15 protein-coding genes are annotated in these 15378 nt (G+C 45.2%); 8 read left to right on the forward strand and 7 right to left on the reverse strand.

Features of this window, described 5'->3' with window-relative positions; translation table 11 throughout:
* Window positions 1-88: 88 nt before the first annotated feature.
* Window positions 89-685 (forward strand): Uma2 family endonuclease, encoded by a 597-nt coding sequence (locus NIES208_RS04695; protein ID WP_075890222.1) that lies wholly within the window; start codon window positions 89-91, stop codon window positions 683-685.
* A 4-nt stretch (window positions 686-689) separates the two neighbouring features.
* On the opposite strand, the gene NIES208_RS19600 is transcribed toward NIES208_RS04695, so the two are convergent.
* Window positions 690-830 (reverse strand): hypothetical protein, encoded by a 141-nt coding sequence (locus tag NIES208_RS19600; RefSeq protein WP_411974249.1) that lies wholly within the window; start codon window positions 828-830, stop codon window positions 690-692.
* Window positions 831-905: 75 nt separating this feature from the next.
* Between NIES208_RS19600 and NIES208_RS04700 the strand changes: the two genes are divergently transcribed.
* Window positions 906-1508, forward strand: a complete 603-nt coding sequence (locus tag NIES208_RS04700) for a Uma2 family endonuclease (RefSeq protein WP_075890224.1) — start codon at window positions 906-908, stop codon at window positions 1506-1508.
* On the opposite strand, the gene recQ is transcribed toward NIES208_RS04700, so the two are convergent.
* Complete coding sequence (recQ, locus tag NIES208_RS04705) at window positions 1509-3662, reverse strand: DNA helicase RecQ (protein WP_075890226.1); 2154 nt, start codon at window positions 3660-3662, stop codon at window positions 1509-1511.
* 447 nt (window positions 3663-4109) lie between these two features.
* On the opposite strand from recQ, the gene NIES208_RS04710 reads away from it, so the two are divergent.
* Window positions 4110-4607, forward strand: coding sequence for a cupin domain-containing protein (locus NIES208_RS04710; RefSeq protein WP_075890228.1), 498 nt, complete (start codon window positions 4110-4112; stop codon window positions 4605-4607).
* A 106-nt stretch (window positions 4608-4713) separates the two neighbouring features.
* The gene (locus tag NIES208_RS04715; protein WP_075890230.1) at window positions 4714-6366 is read left to right on the forward strand and encodes an adenylate/guanylate cyclase domain-containing protein; all 1653 of its coding nucleotides are present in this window, start codon (window positions 4714-4716) and stop codon (window positions 6364-6366) included.
* Window positions 6367-6448: 82 nt separating this feature from the next.
* Here the strand turns inward: NIES208_RS04715 and bchM are convergent, their stop codons facing one another.
* From bchM to ilvC, 4 genes are all read right to left on the reverse strand, one after another.
* Window positions 6449-7147: a magnesium protoporphyrin IX methyltransferase gene (gene bchM / locus NIES208_RS04720; protein WP_075890232.1), complete on the reverse strand. Its 699-nt coding sequence runs from the start codon at window positions 7145-7147 to the stop codon at window positions 6449-6451.
* A gap of 59 nt (window positions 7148-7206) precedes the next feature.
* The gene (locus NIES208_RS04725) at window positions 7207-7695 is read right to left on the reverse strand and encodes a CYTH domain-containing protein (protein WP_075890234.1); all 489 of its coding nucleotides are present in this window, start codon (window positions 7693-7695) and stop codon (window positions 7207-7209) included.
* A 61-nt stretch (window positions 7696-7756) separates the two neighbouring features.
* The gene (locus NIES208_RS04730) at window positions 7757-9112 is read right to left on the reverse strand and encodes a GGDEF domain-containing response regulator (RefSeq protein ID WP_075890236.1); all 1356 of its coding nucleotides are present in this window, start codon (window positions 9110-9112) and stop codon (window positions 7757-7759) included.
* A gap of 432 nt (window positions 9113-9544) precedes the next feature.
* Window positions 9545-10540, reverse strand: coding sequence for a ketol-acid reductoisomerase (gene ilvC / locus NIES208_RS04735; protein WP_075890238.1), 996 nt, complete (start codon window positions 10538-10540; stop codon window positions 9545-9547).
* A 317-nt stretch (window positions 10541-10857) separates the two neighbouring features.
* Here ilvC and map point away from each other — a divergent pair, with 317 nt between their 5' ends.
* Both map and NIES208_RS18865 read left to right on the forward strand, forming a co-directional pair.
* Window positions 10858-11628, forward strand: a complete 771-nt coding sequence (map, locus tag NIES208_RS04740; protein WP_075890240.1) for a type I methionyl aminopeptidase — start codon at window positions 10858-10860, stop codon at window positions 11626-11628.
* A gap of 121 nt (window positions 11629-11749) precedes the next feature.
* Complete coding sequence (locus NIES208_RS18865) at window positions 11750-11917, forward strand: hypothetical protein (RefSeq protein ID WP_171971719.1); 168 nt, start codon at window positions 11750-11752, stop codon at window positions 11915-11917.
* A gap of 69 nt (window positions 11918-11986) precedes the next feature.
* On the opposite strand, the gene NIES208_RS04745 is transcribed toward NIES208_RS18865, so the two are convergent.
* Window positions 11987-12211, reverse strand: a complete 225-nt coding sequence (locus NIES208_RS04745; RefSeq protein ID WP_075890242.1) for a hypothetical protein — start codon at window positions 12209-12211, stop codon at window positions 11987-11989.
* A gap of 1072 nt (window positions 12212-13283) precedes the next feature.
* Between NIES208_RS04745 and NIES208_RS04750 the strand changes: the two genes are divergently transcribed.
* Window positions 13284-13784, forward strand: coding sequence for a DUF427 domain-containing protein (locus NIES208_RS04750; RefSeq protein ID WP_075890244.1), 501 nt, complete (start codon window positions 13284-13286; stop codon window positions 13782-13784).
* A 315-nt stretch (window positions 13785-14099) separates the two neighbouring features.
* A complete protein-coding gene (locus NIES208_RS04755) occupies window positions 14100-15275 on the forward strand; it encodes a sensor histidine kinase (protein WP_225875252.1) in 1176 nt (391 codons plus the stop codon).
* Window positions 15276-15378: the final 103 nt, after the last annotated feature.

The raw sequence follows: 15378 nt of genomic DNA on the forward strand, positions 1-15378 counted from the left end.
AGTCGAGGCGATCGCCCTTCCTCTATTTCACTGGAATTCTGGCAAAAGCTTGGCACAATAGAGGAAATGCTGCCTTGTGACTTAAACCATGATTGCCCTCAACTCCGGTCAATATCTCACCCCAGAAGAATATTTAGAGTTTGAAAAAACTAGCGAAATTCGCCACGAATATGTTGATGGTGAGATTTACGCAATGTCAGGGGCAAGTAATGCTCACAACATAATCAATCTAAATTTTGCATCAGGGCTGAAATCTCGACTGAGAGGAACGACTTGTCGCCCCTATATGAATGATATGAAAGTGCGCGTTGCAGATGGACGACGCTTCTTTTATCCAGATTTACTGGTGTCCTGTGCTTCAGAAACGAATGATCTCACGTCTTACCATATGGATCAGCCTAAATTAATTGTTGAAGTTCTATCGACATCAACTGAAGGTTTTGATCGTGGTGACAAGTTCAAGTTTTATCGCTCTATCCCCAGTCTCCAAGAATATATTTTGGTGAGCACAGATCAGTACTCTGTCGATTGTTTCCGGCGTGGTGAAAATAATTTTTGGGTATTGCAAAGTCATCAGGATTTAGATGCAATACTTCAGCTTAAATCGATTAATGTTGAGGTTTCTCTAGCTGAAATTTATGACACAATTTCTTTTGAAAATTCGGCTGAAGCGGTGACAGAATAAAATTTTAATTTGATGATGTAGCTGTCGGCGATCGCCCTTCTGTTTGTAACCACTGGGCACGGACTAACCGGATAGCATCATAGCTAAATTTTTCGTTGAGGTGGGTACGAATTTTACTGAGGGATTCATGACCCACTGCGGCGATCGCCTCTCTTTTATTTCACTGGAATTCTGGCAAAAGCTTGGCACAATAGAGAAAATGCTGCTTGCAACTTAAACTATGATTGCCCTCAACTCCGGTAAATATCTCACCCCAGAAGAATATTTAGAGTTTGAAGAGACTAGCGAAATTCGCCATGAATATGTTGATGGTGAGATTTACGCAATGGCTGGAGCGAGTAATGCCCATAATCGTATTTCTAGAAATTTATTAGTTGAGTTAACCCTCAAATTGCGAGGCACACCATGCGAATCGTATATGGGTGATATGAAAGTCCGGGTTGGAGAAGGAAAAAAGTTTTTTTATCCAGATATTTTGGTTGCTTGTACATCTGAAACTGAAGATTTAACGACCTACTATATGAACCAACCTAGACTAATTGTTGAGGTTTTATCAAAATCGACGGAAGGTTTCGATAGAGGAGACAAATTCGAGTTCTATCGCTCCATTCCCTCTCTTGAAGAGTATCTACTGGTAAGCTCACAACGATATCTTATTGATCATTTTCGGCGTGGAGAAAATGATTTGTGGGTATTGCAAAGCTATCAGAATCTAGGTACAACTCTCAGTCTTAAATCTTTAGGGTTAGAAGTTTCCGTCGCTGATATTTATCGCGATATCACCTTTGAAAATGAAGAAGAAACAGAAAATAAAAATGTTTAACTAACTGATTTTTTCTGGAGTTTGAGCTAGGGATTGCAACCATTGGGCACGAACTAACCGGATAGCATCATAGCTGAATTTTTCGTTGAGGTGTGTACGAATTTTACTGAGAGACTCATGACCCACTGCGGCGATCGCCCCCCTAATTTCTTCCTGAGCTTTTCGGGTCACAATCCGATCTAGCTCAACCATTTCCCCATTTTCGATTAGATCCGCGAGGTGCTTGTTGATCGTGCCAGCAGTCAGACTACGTTGCTTAGCGATTTCAGGGACAGAAAGATTTTGTTGGAATAGTTGCAACGTGAAAATATGACTTTCAGAAACCTTGGGTTTAGAGGACGGTTGCGATCGGCAAAACTCTTTAATTTTGTTGAGGAACGGTTCGCCATAACGTTGGGTTTTCGCAATAGTCACCCCAGAAATTTGCATAAAATCAGCACGGGTTTGGGGACGTTTTTTTGCCATTTTCCTCAGGGTTGAATCCGAAAAAATCATGTAGGGCGCAACCCAATTCACATCCGCGAGGTGCTTCCGCAGACGACGCAACTCTTCGAAAAGCATCTCCACATCCAGTCGGCTGGCGCTAACACCCAAAATCTCTTCTGCCGATTTACGGCGCTCTACCGCAATCTTGACTTCCCGTTGTTTCCGCAGAATTTCCCAGCTCAAAGCATTCAGTTTTAGGACACGGTAGCCATCACTGGTTTCTGCCATTAAGCCCTGATGCAACAGCGATCGCCCCAGATTTTTCCATTCATCCTTCGTGTGATCGCGCCCAATGCCGTAGGTTGATAATTCATGGTGGCGATTTTGCAAAATCTTTTCGCGCCGAGACCCTTTCAGTACATCGATAATGTAGGACATGCCATAGCGTTCCCGACAGCGGGCGACACAGGATAAGAATTTCTGCGCCTCAATCGTCCAATCTTCAATGGGTTTCGGATTTTTGCAGTTATCACAAGCGCCACAATTGCCGACAAAACTTTCCCCGAAATAACTCAGCTGAATCGTCCGCCGACATTCGATGCCCTCAGCATAATCGATCATTTTTTGGAGCTGCTGGTAGGCTACCCGTTTTTCGTTTTCGTCATCTTTCAGTTCAATAAAATACTCAGCCCGCTTAATATCGCCGGGACTATAGAGCAACGCACAATTTGCGGGTTCATTATCACGCCCTGCCCGCCCTGATTCTTGGTAATATCGCTCCAAATTTCCGGGTAAATCATAGTGCACCACAAAGCGCACATCCGGTTTATTGATGCCCATCCCAAAGGCAATGGTTGCAACGATAACAGGTACATCATCCCGAATAAATTGATCCTGATGACTCGCCCGTAGCTTGTCGGACATGCCCGCATGGTACGGCAAAGCATTTACACCGTCGTTTTTGAGGCGATCGCTAATGTCATCGACTTTTTTACGGCTCGAACAATAAATAATCCCCGATTTACCCCGATGTTTGCGGACATATTTCAGCACCTGATCATAACTGCGGCTAGTCTTGGGAATGACCTCATAGTAGAGATTTGGGCGATTAAAACTGGTGCAATGGAAGCTCGGTGTGTGCAGCGCTAATTGCGTGATGATATCTTGCCGAACCCGTTCCGTCGCCGTCGCAGTGAATGCGTGACAGGGAACTTGGGGATAGTTACGCCGCAATCGTGCGAGTTGCCGATATTCTGGCCGAAAATCGTGACCCCATTCCGAGACACAGTGGGCTTCATCGACGACAAAGCCGGACAGCCCCACAGAGTTGGTGACATCATTGAGAAATTCTTGAAATCCCTCATTGAATAATCTTTCGGGGGCAACATAAAGCAACTTGATTTTGCCGTTAAATATCGCTTGGATCCGCGATCGCGCTTGGTCTAAATTAAGGGTGCTATTGAGAAACGTTGCGCCAATACCATTGTCCGTTAGGGAATCCACCTGATCTTGCATTAGGGCGATCAATGGCGAAATGACAATTGTTAATCCCGATTTCAGCAGCGCCGGTAATTGAAAACAAATGGATTTTCCTGCACCCGTCGGCATCAAGGCCAGCACATCGCGATTTTGTAGGGCGGCTTCAATGACTGTTTTTTGCCCCGGACGAAATGACTCGTACCCAAAGAAGTGTTTAAGAGCCGCTTCTAGGGTAGGAAATTGGGTCATGGACTAGGTATTAGGCGTTGTGAGCAAGGGAAATCAGAGAATGTTGCGTATCTGGGAAGCAACCTTTTATAGCTCCATCTTACGCTGTGCTAGACCACTTTTTGGCGACAAATGAATAGCAAGGTCTCGGACTTATGTTTGTTCGGAAATGTTGGCGATCGCCTAACACCAGACCAAGCTTTCCAGCCAAAATCGAGGGAGAATATATGCAACTAGCGACAATGGGCACATTTATTTTTTTACCAAGAATATCCCATGCATCACCTGCCACACATTTATGGTGATGCAAGAGCAACCCTCGTTGGGGACACAGGACTTTCTATACTTGAAAGCTTATATCTCCATAAAAAAAGAGAGGGTCATTCGGCGATCGCCTCTTCTTTGTGCCAAACTCTGCACACTAAGCCATAATTTTTTGCCAGCAACGGTAAACTCAAAAATTTCGACATGAATAAGCAGGACATCATCAACCTTCTCAACCTCGAACCCCACATCGAAGGTGGTTATTTTCGGGAAACCTATCGCGATGAAACAACGATGATGACAGAACGAGACGGCGGCGATCGCCCCTTACTCACCTCAATTTATTACCTACTGACCGACGACAGACCCATCGATTATTTTCATCAAAATAGATCGCCGATTATGCACTATTTCCACAGTGGATCTGCGATCACCTATCACCTGATCACCCCCGCAGGCGAATGGCAAACCATTAAACTCGGTCTCAACATTACCGCAGGAGAAGTCCCCCAATTACTCGTGCCCAGCGGCCACTGGAAAACCGCAATCCTTGAAGAAGGTGAATACGGACTACTCGGAGAATCCGTTGCTCCCGGTTTTGACTATCGCGACATGAAAGTTGCCACACTCAACGAACTCACCCAGCTCTATCCCCAACACCAAAAACGATTAGTCTCGTATATCCACCCAGAAAAGACGTAAAAAAAGATAATAATATTACGTCTGCCACAGATGATTTGGAGTAAAGTATTTTGCATACTAAGAAAGCCGCACCATAGAGAAGATCTACTGTCTTGAACTTACCCCCATGCCCTACCTCATCCGCAACACTGGTGAATCTTCTGGCGAACAGCATCAGTTGCAAGCCGGGGTAAATTCAGTTGGTCGCGCCATAGGGAATACCGTTGTAATTGTCGATGACAGCATTTCACGCCGCCACGCTGAGATCGAAATTTCCTTTGATCATGTTTTAGTGCGAGACCTTAAAAGCCTCAACCATACCTTTGTCAATGGCCAACTGATCATGGAAAAACGTCTCCGTAACGGTGATCTATTGCGCTGCGGCAATGTGGAGTTTCGCTTTGTCGACCTGCGCCCACCCTTACCCAATGCCACAATCCCACCTACGGAAGAAGCGGAGGAAAACTCTAGCTCGTTTATTCAAACCATCAATCCCCAAGCAACGAGCATTAAAATTAAGGAGCTACTCACTGAAAAAAATCAGGGTCAGCCTTCGGTCTTACGTCTACGGCAAGCCGATGAGGGGCAACGCGCCCTCGACAAACTCAATATTTTGTTGGAAATTGCGAAGGAACTATCGTCGCCCGATGAGCCAGAAAATTTACTCCAAAAAATTCTTGATTTGCTCTTTGAGATTATGAGCGTTGATCGGGCCGCCATTTTACTCAAAAATCCCCAAACAAATCAGCTGGATTGTAAAGCTATTAAACTCCGGAACCCGACGCAAAAGAGTACGCGATTTTATAGCCAAAAAATCACTGATTATGTTTTTGAGAAAGGGGAAGGTATTTTAACTTCTGATGCCCGGGTTGATCAGCGCTTTGGCCGTTCAGAATCGATTTTGTTTCAATCTATTCACGCTTCCATGTGTGTGCCCCTCAAACCCCGCGAAGATGTGATTGGGGTGCTGTATGTGGATAATCTTAGTCTTGTGAATCTCTACACCGATGAGGATATGAGTTTTCTGGCGGCACTGGGCAATCAGGCGGCGATCGCCATCGAAAATAATTTGCTTTTTAAACAAATTCAAGCAGAGGCGGTGATGCGGGATAAGCTTGAACGTTTTTTCCCCCAAGCTGTCTCGAAAAAAATTAAAGAAACTGAACGATTAGGGATTATTGAAACTGAAGTTACGGCGCTATTTGCAGATATTAGTGGCTTTACGCGCATGTCTTCGACGATGGAACCACGCCAAATTATCACCATGCTGAATGAATATTTTCAGGTGATGGTTGAGGACATTGTCTTTGAATATGAAGGGACGTTAGAAAAGTATATCGGTGATGCGTTATTTGCCATTTGGGGTGCACCCTACCGTCGTCCCAATGATCCCCAGCTTGCTGTCCAAGCGGCCATCGATATGCAGTGGGCGGTCACCAAGCTCAACCGTAAGTGGATTCGCGAGGGCAAAGAACCGATTTCTATTCACATTGGTTTAAATACTGGGGATGTGGCAGCGGGTAATATTGGCTCGCAACGGCTAATTCAATACGCGGCGATCGGTGACACCACGAACGTTACTAGCCGCATTTGTAATGTGGCACAGGCAGGAGAAATCATCCTTTCTGACACGACCCACCAGCGTCTACTGGGCTTAAATTTACCCTTTGAAGCGCTACCGCCGACTAAGGTGAAGGGCAAAGATGAGCCACTCACGCTCTATAGGCTCTGCTGGAAAGAGATTTCCATTGGCGCAACAAAACCAATGCAGCCGAGTTAGGGTTCGGGTAATAAAAAAAGAGATAAAGAATTATCCCTTAAATCCAAAAATAAAAAATATTGCTTAGTTACTTTTCTTTGGCTTACCGTAGTCGCACGGCCTCAATGAGACGGGAATAGTAAAAGCTCGTGCTGGTCATCTCTGTGCGGGCGATCGCAAAGCCATTATCGATCAGAATATTACGAATATCGCGTTCTCGATGCTGATAGGCACGTGTTGTTTTGCTAGGTCCGGGGAAAAATTCACCAATCTTTTTTAGCACAGTTAGGTACGGTGTCTTCGGGGCAAAGCTCAGGATCAAACGATCCTCACTCAGGGAAGCAAGGTGAGCAATCATCTGCGCCGCATCCTCTGTGGGGTAATGGATCAAAACATCGAGACAAATAACCGTGTTGTACTTCCCAGAGATACTTTCGAGATCCTTGGCTTCGAATGTAAGGGTGGGTGTGTCGCCGAATTTTGCCTTGGCTCGTTCTGCGCCTTCGCCTGCCATTTTTTCGGAAATGTCGCTAGCGTAAATGGAGCGAGCACCCATTTCGTGGAGGGGAATACTCAGACTGCCGACACCGCAACCTGCATCGCAAATACTGCGTAGTGGTAAATTTTGGTCGGCCTTAAGCCATGCCAATACTTTATCGATAGTTTGCTGGTGGCCAATGCGAATATCTGCTTGTACTTTATTGACATCACCATCGCCATAAATACGCCGCCAGCGGTCAAATCCCTTGGCATTAAAGTAGTCTTTAACGATAGTTTTGTCGTTGTTAGCGGTGGTGGTCATGGGAAATTTGGAATAAAAAAAAGTTTGTTATTGGTTAAACAATGTACCAGCTTTGGGAATCACTTTCCCTGTTGTTCCGTTGCTGTCCACTGACAAAAGGGATGGCTAACAAGGTTGGCGTTGTAGTAGCGCGATAGGTGGGTTACTTCTAAGCCAATCCAAGGGGGGAGGGGAAATGGTTGGTTTTCAAATTGCAGTTCGATTTCGGCCACAATTAAGCCTGTGTTTTCACCAAAAAATTCGTCAATTTCCCAAATAAAGTCTCCGAGGGGGATACGATAACGTTTTTTCTCAACTTGAGGGCGATCGCCCAAATGATCAAGCATGGTGATCGCATCGGCTTTCGGTATCGAGTATTCGTATTCGAGGCGAGAAATGCCTGTCGTTTTACCTTTAATCGTTAAAATCCCCTGTTCTCCGGCTAAACGGACGCGTACTGTTCGTTCGGGTTGACGTTGTAGATAGCCTTGGCGATAGTAAATGCCCTCCGCTAACCCTCGCCAGCGATCGCCGATCACTAAAAATTTCCGTTCAATTTCCTGAGCCATCTCTCTAAATAGTTCTCTAAAGTCGTTGAGTTAAATGTCAGACAAAACCCTAGGCACAATCCTAAGCAAAAACCACTTGATTACGGCCTTGGTACTTAGCACGATAGAGGGCTTCATCGGCCTTCCCAATGAGCTGGCGAGGCGTTGTCACCGAACTTTCTGGCATGACAATATAGCCTCCAAAGCTCACGGTGACATGGTCTGCGGTCTGGGAACGGGCGTGGGGAATGGCAGCTTCTTGAATGGCTTGCCACACCTGTTGAATCTTTAGAGCAGCGGCATCCGGCGATCGCCCCGGCAAAATAATGGCAAATTCTTCGCCGCCGTAACGCGCCACAAAATCCGTTGAGTCGGTGAGTGTTTGCCTAAAAATATTGGCCAGTTTAACCAAACAATTGTCCCCAGCCACATGACCGTAATAGTCGTTATAGGCTTTGAAATGATCCACATCGCACAAAAACATCGATAAATATTTTCCTTTTTTACGAGCTTCTGCCAGATGATATTTCAAATAGGTATCAAAGCGCCGCCGATTGGCAATTTGTGTCAACCCATCTAGATCCGCTAACCGTTTCAGGGCACTATTGGCATGTTGTAGCTGTGACTCTACCCGCTTGCGATCTGTAATGTCGTTGGACAAAGACAAGAGACATTCTTCGCCATTAATCCAAATAATTTCACAGGACAAAATCGCTGTATGAATGGTGCCGTGCTTGGTGCGAAATTCAAATTCGTGATTTTTCACCCGGCGATCGCGACGAATTAAATCAAACAACCGATCACGGTCTGCCAAATTTACCCACAAATTTAACTCAACAGCATTTTTGCCAATAATTTCCCCCGTGGTATAACCTGTCACCTGACAAAAGCTATCGTTTACCTCTATATGACGGCCATCACTCAATAGCGTGATGGTGGAGGGGTTGGGACTAGAATAAAAAGCTTTGCCAAATTTCTCCTCGGCCAGTTTGAGACGTTCTTCGGCCAGTTGACGACGAAAAATTTCCCCTTGGAGAAACTCCTCTTGCTCTATCAGACGTCGGTTGAGGGCTTGGGTACGCAGATGTATCCTAAACCGCATCAAGAGTTCAAAATTGACGCATGGCTCTGCGATATAGTCATCAAAACCAAGTTCGAGGGCTTTTGTTCGACGCTGAATATCTAATGCTTGATCAATGAGAATGAGGGGAATATGTCGGGTTACAGCATGGGATTTAAATGCAAAACATAACTGGTAGGTCTGAACCACCGATATGGATGTATTACATAAAATTAATTCTGGTAATTTGGCGATCGCCTTAGTCAGAATGTCATCGTCCCCAGCAAAAGTTTGGATACAATACCCTTCCTGTCCTAAGGCCTGAGCAACGGAGGCTAAACCACCCGTATTGCCATCAATAACAAAAATGCAACCCATCAGGAATGTGATCCCAAAATACTCAAAAATAAAGGCAATGACTTACCTCAAATTGTGACACAAATCCCCTGAACTAATCGATGAGAATTCCTTAACAGAAAAAAAGCTAAAGCTATAAAAAAAATCATTATATTCAGAATATTCAGATAAAAAATAAACCCATTTATCCCAAACTAAAATTCAGACTTATCCGAGCCATCACCCCCGGTCTACATTTAGTCTGCCCCCAAGACTTTTGAAGTTGGCGATCGCCACAACCAATACTAACTTTAAAAATTAGAGCGACAAATGAATAAACCAAAATCATTATTTCCGAAGCAATTCAAGATTTTATTTCTCGCTCCTCCAAAATCATTTGGCCTCACAAAACAAAAAAGGTGAGACGAATCCCACCCTCATATCAAAACAATTCAATGGAATAATTAGCGACCATTAATTGTCCTTGAGCCAGCTAAACATAGCCCGTAGATCCTTACCAACAACCTCAATGGGATGCTCAGCTTCACGGCGACGAATAGCCTTAAACTGTGCACCACCAGACTGATTTTCCAAAATGAAGTTACGAGCAAACTCACCAGACTGAATTTCGCTGAGAATTTTCTTCATCGCAGCTTTCGTATCAGCAGTCACAATGCGAGGACCACTCATATAATCCCCATACTCAGCAGTCGTCGAGATGCTATCACGCATTTTCGCGAGGCCACCTTCAACCACAAGGTCAACAATGAGCTTGACTTCATGCAAACATTCAAAATAAGCCAATTCCGGCTGGTATCCCGCTTCAACAAGAGTCTCAAAACCAGCCTTAATTAATTCACTAAGACCACCACAGAGAACCGCCTGCTCACCGAAAAGATCTGTTTCAGTCTCTTCACGGAACGTCGTTTCTAGGATGCCGCCGCGAGTCCCACCAATGCCTTTAGCATATGCCATTGCTAGATCACGGGCTTGACCACTAGCATCTTGATCAACGGCAAATAATGCAGGTACACCCTGACCTTGGGTATAGGTACGGCGCACGAGGTGACCAGGGCCTTTCGGCGCAACCATAACGACATCAACATCTGCGGGAGGCACAATCTGACCGAAGTTGATATTAAAACCATGGGCAAAGGAGAGAATATCCCCTGCTTTGAGATTGGGAGCAATGTCGTTCGTGTAAACACGCTTTTGGACATCATCCGGCAGCAGGATCATCACCCAGTCCGCAGCCTTCGCAGCTTCTGCAACGGACAAGACCTTCAGACCTTCAGCCTCGGCTTTTGCTTTGGACTTACTACCTTCATATAAACCCACAACAACATCGACGCCGCTTTCTTTGAGATTGAGGGCGTGGGCATGACCTTGGGAACCATAGCCAACAATGGCCACGGTTTTTCCATTTAAAAGATCTAAATTCGCGTCCGCATCATAATACATGCGAGCCATAGGACAGTTCTCCGACAAAAATTACTAAATTACGAATATGTGTTAATGCATACTGCAAATTTTTCATTATAGAGGATAGCTGTCTTTGTCTATTCGCACATATTCTTTTCTGGAGAATTTCTCTCTGGATAGGTTTTTCAGGGACTCTTTTTACACTGACTGATTTAGTCAATAAAGGGGCGAAAGAAAAGGGTGAAGGGAATGGTCAGCGGCGATCGCCCCCTATTTCGTTAAACCCCTTAGCTTTAGGGACTGTTACAATAAACAAATTCAAAAAATATCGTGTATTCAGTTTTATTTAAGACTCACTAGATCCCATGGGTAAAGGCATCGTTCTACTTTCAAAACGCGAAATCGAGAAAATGCGTAATGCAGGACGTCTCGCAGCACAACTACTGGACTATCTTGCCCCTATGGTCAAACCCGGCGTAAGCACCCTCGAACTGAACGATGCGGCAGAGACCTGGACCCAAGAACATGGCGCGAGAAGTGCACCCCTAGGCTACGGCAAAAGCAATCCCTACCCCAAATCCATTTGCACCAGTATTAATGAAGTGATTTGCCACGGCATTCCCAATAAGAAAGACGTTTTAAAGAATGGCGACATTATCAATATTGACGTGACCCCCATTGTTGAGGGCTACCACGGTGATACTTCTCGTACTTTTTTTGTGGGGACACCCAAGCCGGATGTTGAACGCCTCGTTGAAGTCACGAAAAAATGCCTTTATCTCGGCATCGAAGCAGCCCAGCCCAATGGCCGCATTGGTGATATTGGCGCAGCCATTCAAGAGTACGCTGAGGCCCAGGGTTATTCTGTGGTGCGTGATTTTGTCGGACATGGTGTTAGCAATGTTTTTCATACTGAGCCTCAAGTACCCCATTACGGTACACGCGGCAAGGGTAAAAAAATCCGTCCGGGCATGGTGTTCACCATTGAACCGATGATTAATCAAGGTACCCATGAAGCGGAAGTTCTAAGCGATGGTTGGACGGCTGTCACAAAGGATCGTAAGCTTTCGGCACAGTTTGAACATACGATCGCCATTACTAAAGATGGCCCTGAAATTTTGACGCTGCCAGAATAGTTTTTGTGAAAACGCAACCATACGGATTATTCTAAATGGATTTTCCGAAACGCCCCACGGCACTTTGGCTTTACCAGTGGCATAGGCTTTAGGGGAAGGGGATTGTGAGGGGATCTACGAGTTGCTTACCCTTGAGTTACAACAAAAGTACTTGGTATCGGACATTGAACGAATGTATCGTCAGGCGATCGCCTACGACGACAATTGCCAGCTTATTGAGCTTGGGGTGATGGTAACCCTTACAGTCCCAAGATCTGGGTTGGGGCTAGGTGGCACTGAATATGCTTGAGTATGGTGAGGCGATCGCCGTGGTGGTCACCCAAGATTGATTAGTACGGGACATTGCATGGGGACGACCCTAGGGACGATATTCTCGGATGATGGGGGGCTGGGATTCTGACTGCTGGGCTTTTTGTAGATGGTTACTCACCGCTAGGGCGATCGCCAAACCACCAACAAATAAAATGACACGGAACCATACAGCACTTTGGCGAGGACGGCTGCCCCCTGAATACAGCGGCGACTGACCCCGTACTCGTCTAATTTTTTCTGGCCATTCTGCTAATTCTCGCTCGGTAGTCATGGCAATTTCTGTAAATAACTTGCTGTGAAAAAATAAGTTTATACCTTTTCACGTATCTTATTTTACAAAATCAACCCACATCTCCAAGGGTGGCGATCGCGACCCCTAGATTTTTTCTACCAGAGACCTTCGCAGTGCTCCGCCGATACCGGAGGTTAGGGGGGGTGAAGCAGAGCGTAACCGAAGGGAACAAGTTTGATACGATTAAATCAACAGCTCAAACGCCAAAAATGAGAAAAATTGGTACACCCAAAGGCGGCTCAGGAAACGATTTAGATACTGACAACCGAAAACGGCCATAAGCTAAAACTGAATATTTTTATCTGCGGTGGGGCGCATCGTGGAGGTAAAACCAAAATACTTGGTGAGACGGTCTGGCGGGGAATATCGCATGGGAATTGCATGTTCTAGTTAAGGGTCTGTGCAACAGGAATCTCACAAGCCATACTGCTTTGCAGTTGGTGGGGGAGCGTCAAGACAGCACCATAAAAGACCGAGCAACGGCGCAAGATTTAGACCCAAATTTTAATTTAACTAATCAATAAAAAGCGATTGTTTGATTGTTTGTTGCCACCGAATGCGTCGTTATTTTGGCTGACATGGTGATTTTCGCCAAATTTTTTTGATCATCAGTATCAAAACAATCTAGCCATTGCAATAATTACAGATAGGTTCCATAACCACGAATTTCCACATGGTTAAAAAAGGGCGATCGCCTGCATTTCCCCATGGCGCGCTAATTCCAAAAAACGACGCTTAGCCATAATAATTTAATGACCCAGATAATCTGAAATGAAGTGGGGGTCGCAACCATAGCCGCGTCTTCAAAATTCGCCCACTTACCAGTAGTTCTGAAATATCGTTCATAACCTAGTGGGATGTATTTCCCGGCGACAAACCCAGTCAAAACCCCATTTAAGCGTTAATCTATTAACTAGATAAAACTAAATTTCCCCCCTTGTTGTTCCCTTTTTGAGCAAAAAAACAATGCTGCTTTGTGCAGATTCTTAGAATATTTTTGACAATTATTTTTTTTCCTAAGTATTTCCGGTTCAGCTTACCTCGGTTTTCTATGTTTTCTCGTCCTCAGCCTCTCCCGACTACGCCAGATCAAGAATCCGTCTGGGATTATCCGCGTCCTCCTCGCCTTGAGCCTTGCCAGAAACAGATCAAAATTATGTTTAATGGTGTGGCGATCGCCGAAACCAGTGATAGCTATCGCGTCCTCGAAACCAGTCACCCGCCCGTATACTATCTGCCACCCACCGCCATTGAACAACACTATTTACAAGCAGCAGAAGGTCAATCTTTTTGTGAATGGAAAGGCCTTGCTCACTATTACAACATTGTGGTGCAGGACAAAACTTTAGCAAAAGTTGGCTGGTATTATCCCGAGCCGACAGCCCCCTTTAAGGAGCTACAAAATTATGTAGCTTTCTATGCCCAACCAATGGATGCCTGTTATGTCGATGGCGAAAAAGTCACCCCCCAGCCCGGCGGCTTTTATGGTGGCTGGATCACAAAAGATATTATTGGGCCTTTTAAAGGTGAACCGGGTAGTTTTGGCTGGTAAAACAGTCTCAAAACGATGCAATTTTCTATTCTGCAATCGGGAAATATAAAATAGAGATAGGGAGTTTCGATTTTTAAACGTTTACTCTCGTTATCAGCCATGATTATCGCAACAAAGTTAAAACCCAGTCATGCCAAGGCCAAAGGTTATTGGGAAGCCGGCCCAGTCCGGGGAGGAAATATGATCGCCAACGGTGCTCCATGATAATTTCTCAATGATCATTTAATGACAATATCTTTCTTTAAAATGTCGTTACGTCGCTGATTTTGCTGGAACAGCTCACATTACATGTATTCAGAGCACAAAAGGAGTTCAGTGATCCTGCCTAATGCGCTTGTAATTTTATTAATTGAAGATAATTTAGCCGAAGCTGAATTGTTACAAGAACTCCTGCTCACCCTTGATACAACCGCTTGTCAGCTTTGCCATGAAAGTCGTCTGTCCGCAGCCTTAAAGGCTTTACAGCAACAACAGTTTGACATTGTTTTACTAGACCTCAGTTTACCCGATAGCCAGGGCTTAAATTCCCTATCGGCCATTATCGCTGTTGCTCCAGATACGCCGGTTGTTGTGTTAACGAATACCAGTGATTCGGAAACGGCTCTAGAAGCGGTACACCAAGGGGCGCAGGATTATTTAGTCAAAACAAATATTGCCATTGATCAGGCAACATTATGGCGATCGCTACTGTATGCCATTGAGCGCAAAAAAAATCAAAAAGCATTGCGCATTGCCAACGCACGACTCCGGCAGGAGATGACGGTACGCGAGCAGATTCAGCGTAAATTACAAGAGTCCAATAAAGAACTCGAGCAGTTTGCCTATATTGCCTCCCATGATTTGAAGCAGCCTTTATCTAGTATCTATTCATGGGCGCAGCTATTGCAGGTACGCTACGGCGATCGCCTAGATGAGAAAGGACACCAATACATTCAATCCATGCAAGACTCCGTCAAACAGATGACCCAGTTGATTGAAGATCTTCTCACCTATTCCCGTGTTGACCGTGCAGAAAGTGAATTTGTGACGGTAAATTGCAATATTATCGTGCACCAAGTCCTCAACCGTCTCAGCTCGGCGATCGCCCAAAGCCAAGCAGAAATTACCATAGACCCCTTGCCAGAAGTCTATGCCAACCCCCTCCAGCTCGGTCAACTTTTCCAAAATCTCATTGAAAATGCCCTGAAATACCATCGAGAAGATGTCATTCCTTTCGTCCACATCAGTGCCCACTCCCATAACCAACAATGGATCTTTAGCTGCCGCGATAATGGCATCGGTATCGAACCCGACTACTTTGACCAAATCTTTTACGCCTTTAAACGACTCCATTCCCAATCCCAGTACGCAGGTACAGGCATCGGCCTAGCCGTATGCAAAAAAATAGTCCAACGCCACGGTGGCTCTATTTGGCTAGAATCCAACCACGGAGAAGGCTCCCAGTTCCTCTTTTCCCTCCCCTTTCGCCCCCAATCCGTCCTGCCCCCTTAAAGATCAACCCAAGCGGTGATCTAGATCTTTGCCCCTAGTGAATCACCTTTGCTACATTGAAAGCATCTATAACTTTGATACCAAATCACGTACGTATCAACTG

Origin of the sequence: [Limnothrix rosea] IAM M-220 (assembly GCF_001904615.1) — a bacterium.
Taxonomy (GTDB): domain Bacteria; phylum Cyanobacteriota; class Cyanobacteriia; order Cyanobacteriales; family MRBY01; genus MRBY01.